The 15,335-nt window shown below is 41.7% G+C and carries 14 protein-coding genes; 8 read left to right on the top strand and 6 right to left on the bottom strand.

Annotated elements, in window-relative coordinates; translation table 11 throughout:
• Window positions 1-229 precede the first annotated feature (229 nt).
• Complete coding sequence (gene pfkB, locus RHS_RS11940; protein WP_047833295.1) at window positions 230-1,141, top strand: 1-phosphofructokinase; 912 nt, start codon at window positions 230-232, stop codon at window positions 1,139-1,141.
• A 101-nt stretch (window positions 1,142-1,242) separates the two neighbouring features.
• On the opposite strand, the gene RHS_RS11935 is transcribed toward pfkB, so the two are convergent.
• On the bottom strand, window positions 1,243-2,277 hold the full coding sequence (locus RHS_RS11935) for a TIM barrel protein (protein WP_027291908.1): 1,035 nt from the start codon (window positions 2,275-2,277) through the stop codon (window positions 1,243-1,245).
• A 322-nt stretch (window positions 2,278-2,599) separates the two neighbouring features.
• Here RHS_RS11935 and RHS_RS30875 point away from each other — a divergent pair, with 322 nt between their 5' ends.
• Window positions 2,600-3,532, top strand: a complete 933-nt coding sequence (locus RHS_RS30875) for an AraC family transcriptional regulator (protein ID WP_052430942.1) — start codon at window positions 2,600-2,602, stop codon at window positions 3,530-3,532.
• Between the two features lie 114 nt (window positions 3,533-3,646).
• Here the strand turns inward: RHS_RS30875 and RHS_RS11925 are convergent, their stop codons facing one another.
• The gene (locus RHS_RS11925; RefSeq protein WP_027291906.1) at window positions 3,647-4,774 is read right to left on the bottom strand and encodes a carbohydrate kinase family protein; all 1,128 of its coding nucleotides are present in this window, start codon (window positions 4,772-4,774) and stop codon (window positions 3,647-3,649) included.
• Between the two features lie 240 nt (window positions 4,775-5,014).
• A complete protein-coding gene (locus RHS_RS11920; RefSeq protein ID WP_027291905.1) occupies window positions 5,015-5,956 on the bottom strand; it encodes a class II fructose-bisphosphate aldolase in 942 nt (313 codons plus the stop codon).
• Between the two features lie 385 nt (window positions 5,957-6,341).
• On the opposite strand from RHS_RS11920, the gene dsdA reads away from it, so the two are divergent.
• The 6 genes from dsdA (at window position 6,342) to RHS_RS11890 (ending at window position 11,867) form a co-directional block, all read left to right on the top strand.
• A complete protein-coding gene (gene dsdA, locus RHS_RS11915; RefSeq protein ID WP_047833294.1) occupies window positions 6,342-7,694 on the top strand; it encodes a D-serine ammonia-lyase in 1,353 nt (450 codons plus the stop codon).
• Window positions 7,695-7,726: 32 nt separating this feature from the next.
• Window positions 7,727-8,434 carry a response regulator transcription factor gene (locus RHS_RS11910; protein ID WP_027291903.1) on the top strand — a complete coding sequence of 236 codons (708 nt, stop codon included), beginning with the start codon at window positions 7,727-7,729 and terminating at the stop codon, window positions 8,432-8,434.
• A 2-nt stretch (window positions 8,435-8,436) separates the two neighbouring features.
• The gene (locus tag RHS_RS11905; protein WP_395022164.1) at window positions 8,437-9,411 is read left to right on the top strand and encodes a sensor histidine kinase; all 975 of its coding nucleotides are present in this window, start codon (window positions 8,437-8,439) and stop codon (window positions 9,409-9,411) included.
• A 171-nt stretch (window positions 9,412-9,582) separates the two neighbouring features.
• A complete protein-coding gene (locus tag RHS_RS11900) occupies window positions 9,583-10,509 on the top strand; it encodes an ATP-binding cassette domain-containing protein (protein WP_047833293.1) in 927 nt (308 codons plus the stop codon).
• A complete protein-coding gene (locus tag RHS_RS11895) occupies window positions 10,502-11,230 on the top strand; it encodes an ABC transporter permease (RefSeq protein ID WP_047833292.1) in 729 nt (242 codons plus the stop codon). The genes RHS_RS11900 and RHS_RS11895 overlap by 8 nt, the downstream gene beginning before the upstream one ends.
• A gap of 295 nt (window positions 11,231-11,525) precedes the next feature.
• A complete protein-coding gene (locus tag RHS_RS11890) occupies window positions 11,526-11,867 on the top strand; it encodes an arsenate reductase family protein (RefSeq protein ID WP_044296442.1) in 342 nt (113 codons plus the stop codon).
• A 45-nt stretch (window positions 11,868-11,912) separates the two neighbouring features.
• On the opposite strand, the gene RHS_RS11885 is transcribed toward RHS_RS11890, so the two are convergent.
• Genes RHS_RS11885 through RHS_RS11875 form a run of 3 tightly spaced genes read right to left on the bottom strand, consistent with a single transcriptional unit; the run spans window position 11,913 to window position 15,320 of the window.
• The gene (locus RHS_RS11885; protein ID WP_044296376.1) at window positions 11,913-12,854 is read right to left on the bottom strand and encodes an ABC transporter permease; all 942 of its coding nucleotides are present in this window, start codon (window positions 12,852-12,854) and stop codon (window positions 11,913-11,915) included.
• Window positions 12,829-13,812 carry an ABC transporter permease gene (locus tag RHS_RS11880; protein WP_047833291.1) on the bottom strand — a complete coding sequence of 328 codons (984 nt, stop codon included), beginning with the start codon at window positions 13,810-13,812 and terminating at the stop codon, window positions 12,829-12,831. The genes RHS_RS11885 and RHS_RS11880 overlap by 26 nt, the downstream gene beginning before the upstream one ends.
• Window positions 13,809-15,320 carry an ATP-binding cassette domain-containing protein gene (locus RHS_RS11875; RefSeq protein ID WP_047833290.1) on the bottom strand — a complete coding sequence of 504 codons (1,512 nt, stop codon included), beginning with the start codon at window positions 15,318-15,320 and terminating at the stop codon, window positions 13,809-13,811. Before RHS_RS11875 ends, RHS_RS11880 begins: the two co-directional genes overlap by 4 nt.
• Window positions 15,321-15,335 lie beyond the last annotated feature (15 nt).

Here is a 15,335-nt window from a genome sequence, read left to right as displayed (position 1 = left end):
GCAAGGGAAGACAAGGTCTCTACAAAGAAAATTGTCATTATGTATTGATTCCTATACGTGGAATTGGAAGTTGAAAGTAAATGTATTTTCCAGTATAATAATACCAAAGCAGGCTCAAAGGGATGAGTTAAACGAACATGATCATCGACGATGGCCTGGATGTAAATACGACGGAATGGCTGAAATCCCAGGTGGATGTCATCAGGGGCCCTGTAGAAGGAGAGATGGTATGATTTACACAGTGACATTTAATCCCGCATTGGATTATATTATGCATATTCCCCATATGAGTTCAGGAGAAATAAATAGGAGCAGCTCGGAGAACCTTTTTTGCGGGGGAAAGGGTATCAATGTCTCTATTGTTCTCAGGCATCTGGGGGCAGAAAGTGTGGCAATGGGATTCCAGGCGGGTTTTACGGGAAATGAAATCGTCAGACAGTTGGAATTGCAGGGAATACATACAAATTTCGTGGCTTTATCCCGGGGGAATTCCAGAATTAATGTAAAGGTAAAGGGCGAAACAGAAACAGATCTTAACGGCAATGGACCAGATATTACGGAGGATGAATTCAGGCAGCTGCTGGATAAAATTTCAGTGTTGACCGGAGACGATACCCTTGTTCTTGCCGGAAGCATTCCTGCCTGCCTTTCGTCCGATGCTTATCAGAAAATTATGGAACAATTGGCAGACCGGAATGTAAAAGTCGTGGTAGATGCAGAGAGAGAACTGCTGGTTAAAACGCTTCCCTACCATCCATTTCTGATCAAGCCAAACCATCATGAGTTAGGCGGTGTGTTCGGGGTTTCCTGCACAAATGAACAGGAAATCATCTGCTGCATCAAAGAGATACAGAAAATGGGGGCCAGAAAAGTACTGGTTTCCAGGGCAGGGGATGGTGCTATATTCGGTGATGAAGATGGCAGCGTGTACCGGATACAGGCACCTTTTGGGACTGTGAAAAATTCGGTAGGCGCCGGAGACTCTATGGTTGCAGGATTCTTAAAAGGATATGAAAGTTCTGTACCACTGGCGCTAAAATTTGCGGCATCGGCAGGAAGTGCCACAGCGTTTTCTGAAGATCTGGCAGAGCGGGATGAAATAATAAATCTGTTGCCAAAGGTGTCGGTAAGCCAGATTTAATCTGAAAATCATCGCGGTGATATAGACAGAAGAAAGATATTTTTAGATATAAGGAAATGGGGGACATGTTAGCCCCCCATTGGATAAAAATTATATAATCGCTATTCAATCCCCATAAGCAGATTCATAACATACATTTCCAGACCTTCAAAGTCTCTGTTTTCCACACACTTTTTCTGGAAATCGTAATCGAAGCGTGCTGCTTTGTCTTCCAGTGCCTTTACAATTTTCAGACTGTTCTCCAGGTGTTTATAGCTGTCTTCGTCGGTAGTTGTTCTCATTGCCTTTACATCAAGTCCTACATATTCCCCGTTGGAACCATAATTATTTTCCATCAGTACTTTGATCTGGTTAAATGCCTGGCGGAGATTTTCCACGCCAAAGGATTTATCCTGGTCAAATTTAATGCCGTTCTGGTCATTTAAATGTACTGTCCATAATTTATTCATTGCAAGTGCAAAACCGATTTCATGGGAAGGGTCAAGGCCTGCTAATATTGCATGGGCACTTTCCAGATTGCCTCCCACTCTGGAAGGATCGATGGTAGCTGCGGAGATTGCCATTACATGGCCCATGGTGCCGCAGATACTCCGGTCAATCGGCTCGTTGGGTTTGGGTTCTATGACTACGCGGATCTTAGAATCATAGCGCAGCATTTCGTTGATGGCTTCGATTAACTGCCTGGTTGCCCATACAGGGCTTTTGGACTCTGCGCATAATGTGCCTTCTCTTGCCAGCCAGATAACCAGCATATCGGTGCCCAGTTCATTGGCAATATCAATAGACCTTTTTGCTCTCCACATGGCGAAGTCCCTGTCCTCTTTGGAAGTGGACATGAATCCGCCGTCAATGGTATGGGGATCCATCCAGAGTCTGGGCGCTACAAATTCAGCAGCCATATGGTATTTGTCCAGCAGCTCTTTTAATTTTCTGGCTTCTGCCCGGATCTCTTCTTCGTTTAAATCATTCAGGTTTGGCACTGCATCATCATCGTGGAATTGAATTGCGGAAAATCCCATTTCTGAAAATTTCTTTACCTTTTCTTCAAAAGGAATATCATTTCTGGTAGCGGGACCGTAGGAATCTGCTCCGGTATGTACGTTCCAGGGACCCACGGAAAATTTAAATCTTGACATATTGTATCCTCCTTATGTGTTTGTATGGCTCAGCAAATCTTTGCTTTACCATAATTCTTTATAACTTGATTATACTGTAATCAAAAAAATTAACTTTCATATATATGTTGATTTTATATGACTAATTTGCTTTTTTAGCTTTTCTTTCATCGGCTATTCAGGTATACTGTAGTCAGAGTTTGTTCCATTGTTAATTACAGATCACGCACAACCTGGAGACAGAAATATCAGTAATCCAAGATTGTGTATTATCGTAAGCAGCAGTTTAACGAATGGAAGCAGATATTATTTAAACGGAACCGAGTTCCTGTGGAGGCGGCATATGGATCAAGAATACGAATTTGTGGAACATAATTTTCTGAATGATATTAAAATATTTATTGTGGAGCTTTCCCACAGGAAGCCCCATTTTCATAAAGAGTTTGAGATTTGTATGGTTCTATCCGGAATGGTGGAGGTTTTTTGCAATAAGCAGACCTATTTATTTTCGGATGGCTCCGTATTTCTTTTTAATCCCAGGCGTCCACATGAGCTGCATACCTCAAAAGGCAGCGCAGTTATATTATCATTGCAGATTTCCTCGGGATTTTGTGCCCGGTTTTACCCGGATATTTACAATCTGGAATTTGATTCTGTGGATATCGGAAAATATTTTTCCCAGAAAATAAAGTACATGGTACAAAGGGAAATTGAAGAATGTGCATACCTGTATTTTTTGAGAAATGCCAATTATGAGTTTAAATGTATGTCATTACTCTGCGATATTTTCTACAGACTTTTGTACTATTGCCCGTACCACCGGATTACAGAGCTGGAGAGACGTTCCAGGAATGCGCATTTGGAGAGGCTGTCCCGTATTACAAAATTTATAGATGAGAATTATACTTCTAAGATACTGCTTTCGGATTTAGTAGAAGAGGAAGGTCTGTCTCTGTCCTACCTTTCTCATTTTTTTAAGGACAATTTCAATATGTCATTTCAGGAATATGTAACCCTCCTTCGTTTTGAAAAGGCAAGATACCTGATTGCCCAGACGGATTTAAGTCTGACCGATATCTGCGTTACCTGTGGATTTTCCGATTATCGCTATCTGAGTCAGATTTTTGTGAAAAAAACGGGCATGACGCCTAAGGAATTTCGAAAAACAGGGAAAGTACGGATTATTTATAATGAAGCAGAAGAAAAGGAAGCAGCTACTGCCCAGATGTTCCTCGGAGAAGCAGAGTGTCTGCGGTTATTAGAAAAGCGAATGTAGGAAGCAGTATTTTTAGTGAAAAAGCACAGCAAATCACAACCGGTAGTTGTAATATGCTGTGTTTTTTGAAACGTATCACGGTATGTTTTAGGTGTCCTCGACTCAGCAAAGCATCTATACTTTTTCCCAGCCCTGTTCCATCTTTTTCTTAAGCTCTTCAAAACTTTTCAGTCCGCTTAAGGAATCGTATGCAGTGACACAGGATGCTCCGGTAGCAGTGGCATATTTCATACAGTCTTCCCAGCAGTAGTTATTTAAGATTGCATACAGAAAGGCTGCGATGCTGGTATCGCCTGCTCCGGTGCCGGAGAGCACTTTATCCGGTTTAAAGCTGGGTTCGAAATGACGGATGCCTGTCCAGGCGCCGGCATTGAATTCCAGGCGTTCCCCTATTTTCTCCAGGGTTTCCTGATCAGAAGAGGCAAGGAAAAGCCCGGGAACACCGCATTTTAATAATACTATTTTGCAGCCCATGGCAAGGAGCTTTTGGGCGAGAGGTACAATATCTTCTTCCACGGACAGGATACTGGTAACGTCCCGGCCGTCGGCTCTGGCAATCCATTCCCGGTATCTGGGGCGGTCAATCATATAAGCCAGTTCTTCGATACTTGGAACAAAAAAGTCTACGTAAGGCAGGACTTTTTCCAGAATTGCTTCCCAATCCACCTTTCCGGCTTCGTCATTTTCATCAACGGCTGCCATGTCAAGGGAAGTGGCAACACCCAGGGATTTCACCCTTTGCAGGATTTTAAGCAGTTCACTGCCGCCGTCAGCATACAGGCTTTTCATCAGCGGCGGATAACCAAGATGGAAGAGACGTGCGTCCTTGATAATGTCAAAATCCAGGTCCTGCTCGTAAAAATAATTATTTGCACCGGAGTGGTGCAGGAAAATGCGGTCAATGCCTCTTGGAGCAATTACCACAGAATAAGAAGTATCTTCTTCCCCGGAGATACTCATACTGTTAATGGCGTTGTGTGATTTGATCTGGTCGGAGACGATACTGCCAAAATCATCATTTCCAATCTTACCCATCAGACTTACATTAGCTCCCAGTATTTTCAGTGCAAGACCGGTGTTGGATACGCATCCCCCAATATGTACATCTACGGATCCCATTTGAATCAATCGTCCAGGAACCAGCATATCATCTACTTTATCAATTTTAATGTTCGGAAAGTCCGGTGTAATATCAAGACAAATATGTCCTGCCACCACGACACTTGCTTTTGCTTCACTCATAGTTTACCTCCTGCATATCGCAGGTCTGCCTGCGATACTGCTATAATAAGTAGTTTGAAAGCGCTTTTCTTCAAACTTTACCTCCTGCATATCGCAGGTCTGCCTGCGATACTGCTATAATAAGTAGTTTGAAAGCGCTTTTCTTCAAACTTTACCTCCTGCATATCGCAGGTCTGCCTGCGATACTGCCATAATAAGTAGTTTGAAAGCGTTTTTTTTCAAACTTTACCTCCTGATTGTCTACTGCAGTTTCAGCAGTACTTCTTTTACGATCCGCTCGATGAATGCGGGGTTTCTCTCCAGCTCTTTTACCAGATCCGTATTCCGCCCTTTTCCGGTGGAACCAAAGAGTTCAATTTTTTTCATTACTTCCTGTTTTGTTGCTTCTACCGCTGCCGGAATCAAATCGATGATGCCTTTGTTCATAGACTGGAAATCCCGGAAAGCTGCTTCTACGGCTGCAACATTGATATCCGTAAAAATATTTACCTTGCTGATACCTTCCCGGATAGCCATTTTAAAATCCTGATCTGTCAGTCCGGAACCGCCATGGAGTACCAGAGGTACGGAGATAGTATTGGCAATTGTTCGAATCCGCTCAAAATCCAGTTTGGGCGGAAGTTTGTAAGCTCCGTGTGCAGTACCAACCGCAATTGCAAGTGCATCCACACCTGTTTTTTCCACAAAATCTTTCGCCTGTGCAGGATCTGTATAAAATCTGGAAGGATCATTTGTATGTGAATCACCTTCAAAAGAACCTTCATTGTCACCCACATGCCCTAATTCACCTTCGATGCTCGCACCATAGGAGTGTGCGATTTCAGCCATTTCTCTGACTTTTCTCACATTTTCGTCGTAAGAATCGGTAGAGCAGTCATACATGATAGAACTAAAGCCAAGTTCCAGTGCCTTTATGCAGGTTTCTTTTTTCAGGCCGTGGTCCAGATGGACGACAATGGGAACATTTGCTTTCTTTGCCATAGGCAGCAGATAATAGGACAATTCTTCCAGTGGACCGTAAGGAAAAAGTACTTCTGCAGTTCCCATAATCACGGGAGAACCGGTACTTTCTGCAGCAGCGATAATTCCTCTGGCAAGTTCCAGGTTTACTGCATTAAATAGACCGATGGCATACTTTCCTTTTTTGGCGGGTATCAGTACATCATTCATATTTACCAGCATTTCATTTACCTCCATAAGTATTGATAAATTTATGTTAAACGGAAACGGTACTTTTGTGTTGTTAAATTAGCTATTTTTAGTAGACTAATTTGCTATATACGAAAATAAATGGGTATTTTGACGAACTATGTGAGGATAAGGAAAGGTATATTGGTTAAAAAATGGAAAATTATATGTGGAGTGCTACTGGCTGAATGGATGATAATCGGGTATAATGGAAACAGTTCTAAAAACATGATGCCGGAATCAGAATCTAAATAATTTGTATAATTAAAAGATAATATTTTCAGGATATAAATTCTAAATATTTATAGGGGAAACTACGGCATCATTCCTGCATAATAATGAAGATAATAGTGAAAAAGAAGAAAGAGGTAAATAAATAATGAAAATATATGAAACAGCAGACCTGATTAGAAATACTCCGGTTTTATCTTCTATAATAGAAGAAAGAGAGTCTGTCTGGATGAATCCGGATCTGGTTTCATTTGAACTTGCCGCAAAAGATCTTGAACTTTCCATGAAAGATATCGACGAGGCAGAGGAGCGTCTGAACCGTTTTGCTCCGTTTATAGCAACTTGTTTTCCGGAGACAAGAGAACAGGGCGGAATTATTGAATCTGTACTGTCGCCCATTCCTAAAATGCAGGAATACATAAATGAGAAATATCAGAGCGCCCTGACCGGCAGGCTGTTATTAAAACAGGACAGTCATCTTGCAATTGCGGGTTCCATCAAGGCAAGGGGCGGCATTTATGAGGTACTGAAGCATACAGAGGATCTGGCATTAGAACATGGATTGCTTTCTTTTCAGGATTCTTATGAAATCCTGGCAGCGGACAAAAGCCGGTCCTTTTTCAATGACCATACCATACAGGTTGGTTCCACCGGCAACCTGGGGATGAGCATTGGCATTATGAGTGCCGCAATCGGATATAAGGTCATTGTACATATGTCGGCAGATGTAAAACAGTGGAAAAAGGACTTGCTGAGAAGCCATGGAGTCAAGGTTGTGGAATATGAATCGGATTATAGTGAGGCAGTTTTAAACGGCAGAAGATGTTCGGATATGGACCCCAATAGTTATTTTGTAGATGATGAAAATTCCCGAAATCTATTCCTGGGCTATGCAGTAGCAGCAAAGAGACTTATTGGGCAGCTGAAGGATCAGGGAATCAGCATTGATTCCCAGCATCCTCTTTTTGTATACATTCCCTGCGGAGTTGGCGGAGCCCCGGGCGGCATCAGTTTTGGCTTAAAACAACTATTCAAAAATTGTGTCCACTGCTTCTTTGCGGAGCCGGTTAAAGCACCGTGTATGCTTGTGGGAATGGCAACCGGGCTGCATCAGAACATTTCCGTACAGGATATCGGATTATCCGGGCAAACCCATGCAGACGGGCTGGCTGTGGGGCGCCCTTCCGGATTAGCAGGCAGCATTATGAAACCACTGTTAAGTGGAATCTTTACGGTCAGGGATGGGCATCTGTATGATTATATGCGTGATTTAATAGAAATGGAGGGTATCTTTTTGGAACCAAGTGCCTGCGCGGCATTTACCGGACCGATCCATTTGAATCAATATTCGGAGACAAAGAAATATCTGATGGAGAATCATCTGTACGGGAAAATGGATCAGGCAGTGCATATTGCATGGGCAACCGGTGGCAGCCTCGTGCCGGAGGAGATACGCAAGGAGTATATGGGGACGTATTTGAAGGAATTAAATACGCTTTAGCCCATTTGTTTTATGATAGGAAGGAAAGCGGTATGACCGAAAAAGTATTGATTATTGATGATGATAAAGAATTAGGAATTCTATTAAAACAATGCATTGAGCACAATGGACATTGGGCTGATGTGGCAGCAACCGGCATGGAAGGAATTCGTTTTTTGCGTGAGGCTGGTGACTATAAGCTTATTGTTCTGGATGTTATGCTTCCGGATATCAGCGGTTTTTCAGTGCTGACGAAAATAAGGGATCTGTGTTCCATACCGGTATTGATGCTGACGGCAAAAGCCGATGAAAGTGATAAAGTTACCGGTCTGGAGCTGGGGGCCGATGATTATCTGACCAAGCCGTTTGGAATAAAGGAATTTCTTGCCCGGGTGAACTCGTTAATCCGGCGTTATACGGTGCTGAATGAAAAAGAGAAGGGGAATACTCAATTGGAGGTGCTTCGCTTTCAGGATTTGGTAATTGATATTGGCAGCCACGCAGTGCTGTTAAATGAAGCTGATGTCTATCTTACGGCAAAAGAATTCGATCTGTTATATTTTCTGGCTTCCAATCAAGGGAGAATTTTCACCAAGGAACAGCTCTATGAACAGGTATGGGCAAATGAATATGGATTTGATGACAGCAATATTATGTCATATATCAGCAGACTTCGAAAAAAACTGGAACCGGATGGTCAGGAGTTTGTTTATATACAAACAGTGCGGGGAGTGGGATATCGCTTTAACCGGGAGGTATAGTCATGGTAACGATGATTCTAAGTTTTGTCTGCACAGCGTTACTGGCAAGTGTGATCATACTTCTTTTACAAAAGCACTATGTAAAAAGGAAACTCAGGGAGGCATCAGTGATTTTGGATGAAATCGCAGACGGGAATCCGGACAGGCGCATGATCGATCATGAGAACAGTTTAACAGCAGAGCTGATCTATAAAATAAATGCAATTATGGTTAATATGAAAGAGGAAATGAACAGGCAGAAACAATCGGAATTAACATACCGCAGCCTGATCACCAGCCTTTCCCATGACATCAGAACTCCATTGGCGTCGGTGGCAGGATACCTGGAAGCATTGTCAAGCCACCTTGTAGACGAAGAGAACAGGGAGATGTATATTGACACAGCTCTTAAGAAATCATATAACCTGAAGGATTATGTAGATACGCTCTTTGAATGGCTTAAGCTGGAATCGGGAGAGCGCATCTATCTGTTCCAGGAAACGGATGTATATGAGTTACTCCGTACCATCATGACTGATTGGATACCCCATCTGGAAAATAATGGGTTTGATTTTGAAATAAATATACCGGATGATAAAAAATTAATATGTAAAATAGACCGCAGTGCGTTTCAGAGAATCATGAATAATCTGATACAGAATGTATTGGCACACAGTGGCGGCGACGTTTTTTTCTTAAGTACTGTATGCAGTAAAGATGTTTTGGAAATACACGCTGCAGACAACGGGAGTGGAATTTCGAAAGATGATCTGCCCCATGTTTTTGAGCGGCTTTATAAATGCAGCGCTGCACGGGGGACCAAAGGAAATGGTCTGGGACTTTCCATTGTAAAGGAGCTTGTAAAGGCGCATCAGGGAACCATTGAAGTTCGAAGCGGCCAGGGACATTTCAGCCAGGAACACTGTATTCCGGGACAAGGGGGCAGGGACAGCCAAAAGGCGGGATGTGAATTTATCATAAGGATGAAAATGATCTAGATTTTCTTACCTTCCCGGAGTGCTTTTTGGCGGATAGTATCCGATGGGAGCCAGTCGAATATTATCCTCCAAAAACACTTCGGAAACATGATAAATGCAAGCTGCCGGTAAGGTTTTGGTAAGGTTCATATGTTAAGATATTCCTATATTAATAAAAGGAGCAGATAATACATGGGCAATCAATTTATATTGGAGACAAACATGCTTAAAAAAACCTACGGAAGCCGTACGGTAGTGAAAGATGTAAATATTCATGTGAAAAAGGGAAGGATTTATGGGCTGCTTGGCAGAAACGGTGCCGGGAAGACTACGATTATGAAGATGGCATTAAAACTGGTATCCGTTACAGCAGGAGAGATTTATCTTTTTGGAAATAATTTAAAAGAGAGTGGTAAATCGGTCTATTCCCGTATTGGTTCAGTAATCGAAATACCCGGGTTTTATCCGGGACTTACCGGAACCCAGAATCTGGAAGTATTTGCGAAGATAAGAGGGACGGTAAAGAAAAATGCAGTACATGATGCCCTGGATGTAGTGGGGCTGCCCTGGAAGGATAAGAAAACTTTTTCCGCGTATTCCCTGGGAATGAAACAACGGCTTGGGATAGCCAATGCCATTTTAAATGATCCTGAATTGCTGATTTTAGATGAGCCAACAAACGGTCTGGATCCCATTGGCATTGCAGAAATGCGGGAATTTATGAAGAGGTTAAGCGTGGAGCAGGGGAAAACAATCATAATTTCCAGTCATATTCTGTCAGAGGTAGCGCAGCTTGCAGATGATATTGGGATTCTGCATGAGGGAAATCTTCTGGAAGAAAGCGATATGTTAAAGCTGAGAAAGAAAAATGAAAAGTATATTTTAGTTCAGGTTTCATCCGTCCCCAAAGCGGTATTGGAACTGGAAAAGAAACTTCAAATAAAAAAATATACAGTAGAATCAGATAATTTTATTCGTATATATGATGTCCAGCAGAATCCGTCCGAAATCAATGAAGCTTTTTACAATGCCGGAATCAGCGTATCTTCCCTGCAGATTTACAAGGATAGTCTGGAGGATTATTTTAAGAAGATTACGGGAGGTGAGGGAATTGCTTAATCTGATTGAAGCAGAAATCTTGAAACTAAGAAAAAGTAAGATGGTCTGGATATTGACGGTTATAGTCTGGGCAGTGCCAGGATTACTGATTATAAAGGAATTGTTCATAGTTTCAGCACTGAATTATGATGAGTGGATACGTACGATGAATATGTTTTCCGGTATCACATTCTCAGTTATGAATGGGTTGTTTCTTACTTTTCTGGTTCAAAAGGAGTACCAGGATAACACAATTATTAATGTGCTTACGGCTCCGGTATCCAAAACAGCATTTATACTGGAAAAGTTTTTGATCTGGGTTTTGTGGAATTTGGTTTTAATCATAGGAATTGATGGAATTGCACTGTTGGGATACAGGCTTTTATTTCCGTCCCGGTTCCGTATGGCAGATATGTGGGCACCTTTGCTTTTTGTTACCAAGAGCTGCCTGTTTCAGTTTTGTAGTCTGTCACCGGTTCTCTATGCAGCAGTTAAGCAGAAAAAATTATTTTATCCCTCGTTACTTTTGACTCTTCTGTTTGCGGTCATTGGCCTGGCTGCCTGGCAGACTTCACCGCAAATGCTTGTTTTGGCCAGCATTATTCCCTGGTCAGCAGTATCAGTGGGAGCCATGCTGGATCCATCAACGCCGTATTATTATGCTGCAGTCTGTTCCGTTTTAATTTGTATGGCCACGGGCGTAGTGATGGCAGTGCGTTCATTTTCAAAGCAGGATCTGTGATTCTATTGACATAGCGGACGATGCCAGATATAATAATTTGAACAATGTTAAATGCTGTTCAAAAGGAGTAACGCTATGAAAAAATCCATAGAGGTTATGGAAAAGATCATTGAAGCAGCCATCTCACAGATTCAACAGGGCAAGGGTTTAACATGCGGCAGAACGCAGGGCTTTTATTTCATGCCTTGTTGAACTGTTGTACCACGGGAAGAATTATAGAGTAAAATCTCAGAACTGATGCTGGAGGGTGGAATCGTTGGCAGAGTTCAGGAAATTGTTGAAAGGAATAATTAAAATGAATATACAGATATTTGGAACAACGAAATGTTTCGATACGAAAAAGGCACAGCGGTATTTCAAAGAACGGGGCATTTCTTTTCAGTTTATTGATATGAAAGAAAAAGGGATGAGCAAAGGCGAATTCAATAAAGTTAGGCAGGCAGTGGGCGGGCTTGACAATATGCTTGATGAAAAGAGCAGGGACAAGGATATCTTAGCGCTGGTTCGATATATTGCTGAGGAAGATAAAGCCGAGAAGGTTCTGGAGAATCAGCAGATTCTAAAGACACCTATTGTAAGAAATGGGGCATCTGCCACAGTGGGATTTCAGCCGGATGTCTGGAAAATGTGGAAGTAGAAGAAGAGGAATGGATTAAAATAGAGTGAGTAAGTCGGAGTAGACTTATTCACTCTTAATTTTTGCTCTGCTCCAGGCTCCAAGGCCAATAATCAATATAAGAAGAATACCTCTGATGGCTGTCTGATAGTAAGAAAAGACACCTAATAAATCAAGTGCATTTGTAATAACACTGAATATCAAGATTCCAATGATACTTTTCCCAATACTGCCAACCCCTCCAATCAGGCTGGTACCGCCAATAACTACCCCGGTGATGACAGAGAGAGCGGCATTGTCTCCCTGCAATGCAGAAGCAGTGTTTAATTTTGAAGAATTCAAAATTCCGGCTATACCCGCGGCTAAACCACTTAAAATAAATACCGAAATTTTATAAAATGCAATATTTATTCCGCTATTGTGTGCAACCTCTGAATTTCCACCCATAGTATAGATATTTCTTCCAAAGCGGGTAGAGGTTAAAATATACCAGGTTATCAGAACCAGAGCGATAAGAAGTAAAATCAGGAAAGGAATACCAAATAGTTTTCCATTTCCAATTTCTGCATACCAGCTATTTTTACTGATGATGGGATTGCCATCAGATATTTTAAGGGCAATTCCCTTTATAATATAGGAGGTTCCGATGGTTGCAATAAAGGAGCTGATATGGCATTTTGCAATTAAAAATCCATTTACCAGTCCAAGGAGGCAGGCTGAGAGAATACCCATCATAATGGAGAATATTTGCCCAATATATGGTTCTGCAAGTACACTGATCAAACCGGATAATGCCATAATAGAACCGACGGATAAATCAAAATCCCCACCGATAATTGCAAAAGTCATACCGCATGCCATAATTCCGTAGATGGATGCCTGAATTAAAATATTTGTTATGTTATCAATGGTAAGGAAAAATGAAGAAGCAATACTCATTACAATAATAATAGCGAGGAGTACAATTAGTGGTTTCTGCTCTCTAATGATTTTCTTGATGATTAACATTTTTTGCCCTCCTGATCTGCATATTATGCTTGCGGTTCCAAACTTCAAAGGCAATTGCCAGAATCAAGACAAGACCTTTTACGATATTTTGATCAAAAGTCTGGAATCCCAACAAATTCATTGCATTTCCAAGAATGCCCAAAGTAAGAACCCCAACAAAAGCTTTGCCGATACTTCCAACACCGCCTGACAGGCTGACTCCTCCTAAAACGGCAGCCACAATGGCATCCATTTCATAACCGGTCCCGGCAGTCGGTGTTGCACCAAGGGTACGGGAAGTTAATACAATGGCTGCAGCTCCAGCCATTATCCCTGATATTCCATAACATATTAACTTTACAAGTCCCGTCTGTATACCGGATAATTGACTGCATACGGTACTAAAGCCTGTGATATGCATTTTACGTCCAAACGTTGTGCGGCTTTCTATTACGGACAAGATGATAGCTAACAGGAAATAGATTATGACAGGAATGGGCAGGTATCTTCCGATACTTCCGGTTCCGATTGCATTATAGAAACTGGAATTGCTTCCTTCCAGAGAAAACCCCTGTGTGTATAACAGACTTAATGCAGAAAAAAGCAATTGGGTTCCAAATGTGATCATAAGAGATTCTCCGGAGTTTGCATGAGTGAGGACAACAATCAGACCGTTTACCAGTCCACATAAGATCCCCACGAAAAGTGCTGAAAGTATAGCGGGAACGGCAGGCATTTTCGAACTGAAAGAGATGGCAATGATCCCGGTAAATGTCATGATACTTCCAATAGACAGATCCATATGACCGCAGATTAATACAAAGGACATGCCGATGGTTAAAAGTCCAAGAATGCAGCATTGCCGAATTACGTTAATTAAATTCTGAACAGTTAAAAAATTATCTGCTGTGAAGGATGCAATCAGGATGAAAATAAGCAGCAAAATCAAATTTGAAAATTTAAACAGTTTCTCTCTCATTTTTCCTCCCTTAAGATTGCAGTTTTCATAATATTTTCAGGGGTCTTATCCGCTCCGCATAATTCCCCTTTTAGATTTCCTTCATGGATTACCAGGAGCCTGTCGCTCATATTAATGATTTCCGGTAATTCGGAAGAGATTATGATAATGGATTTACCTTCGTCGGCCAATTGGTTTATTAATTGGTATAGTTCGTACTTTGCACCTACATCGATTCCTCTCGTAGGTTCGTCCAGTATGATAATCTGCGCATCCGTAAAGAGCCATTTTGCCAGAACGACTTTCTGCTGATTGCCTCCGCTTAAACTCAGTGCGGAAGTTTCCGTACCGGATGTCTTGATGTGAAGTTTTTTAATATAAGAAAGTGCAGCTTTCTTTTCAAGAGATTTGTCTACAAATCCTAATGACGTAACTTTATGTAAGGCTGCCAGACAGGTATTGACACTCAGGGACTCTTCGAGTATCAGTCCCTGATTTTTCCTGTCTTCGGTAACAAAGGCAATTCCCATATCTATGGCGTTTTTGGGAGAATTTATATGTACTGGATTTCCGTTTAAGGTAATGTTACCGGAAGTTAACTTGTCGGCGCCGAAGATGCATCGGACGATTTCTGTACGCCCTGAACCGACCAGCCCTGCGATGCCAAGGCGTTCTCCTTTATGTAACTGAAAGGAAATATTTTGAAATGCTTTGTCTCTGGTAAGATTTAATGCCTCTAATACAACTTCGGATTGGAATGTGCCTTCTCGTGGTGGATATTCCTGATCCATACTTCTTCCAACCATTTTTGATATGATTGTTTCTTTTGTCAGTTCCTGAGTTGGTTTTGTATCAATCACCGCACCATCACGCATAATGGTTACACGGTCACAGAGGCGGAATATCTCATCTAAACGGTGTGAAATGTAGATTACAGTAATTCCGGATGCCTTTAGCTGATCGATGATCGCAAATAGATTGTCTAATTCCTTAGAAGTCAAAGTTGCGGAAGGTTCATCCATAATAATAATTTTAGATTGAAAGGATAAAGCTTTTGCAATTTCAGTCATTTGTTTGCGTGCAACACTTAAGTTTTCTACTTTTTCTTTCGGGTCAATGGACAATCCTACCTTTTTAAGAAGAATGGCGGCTTCTTCGTAGATATTCTTCCAATCGATGCCGCGAATTCCTTTTTTCTTCAGCCTTCCTACAAAAATGTTTTCGGCGATACTGAGGGAGTTAACCAGGTTAAATTCCTGAAATATGATACTAAGTCCAAGTTGCTGGGCTTCCAGAGGGGAAGAAATCCGCACTTCCTTCTGATCGATTTCTATGGTGCCGGAATCTTTTGCAATTACTCCGGTAAGTACTTTCATAAGCGTGGATTTACCAGCACCATTTTCCCCCACAAGCCCAAGAACTTCCCCTCTTTTAACTTTCAGAGAGATATCATTTAAGGCTGTCACGCCTGGAAACGTTTTGGTAATATGTTTTAAATTTAAGATGTAGTCATCTGTAGTTTGCTTCATAAATACCCTCTTTTC

The sequence above is a fragment of the Robinsoniella sp. RHS genome (assembly GCF_001029355.1).
Lineage (GTDB): Bacteria > Bacillota > Clostridia > Lachnospirales > Lachnospiraceae > Robinsoniella > Robinsoniella peoriensis.
The sequence above is the reverse complement of the archived record's forward strand: the minus strand, read 5'-3'. Positions and strand labels throughout refer to the sequence as shown.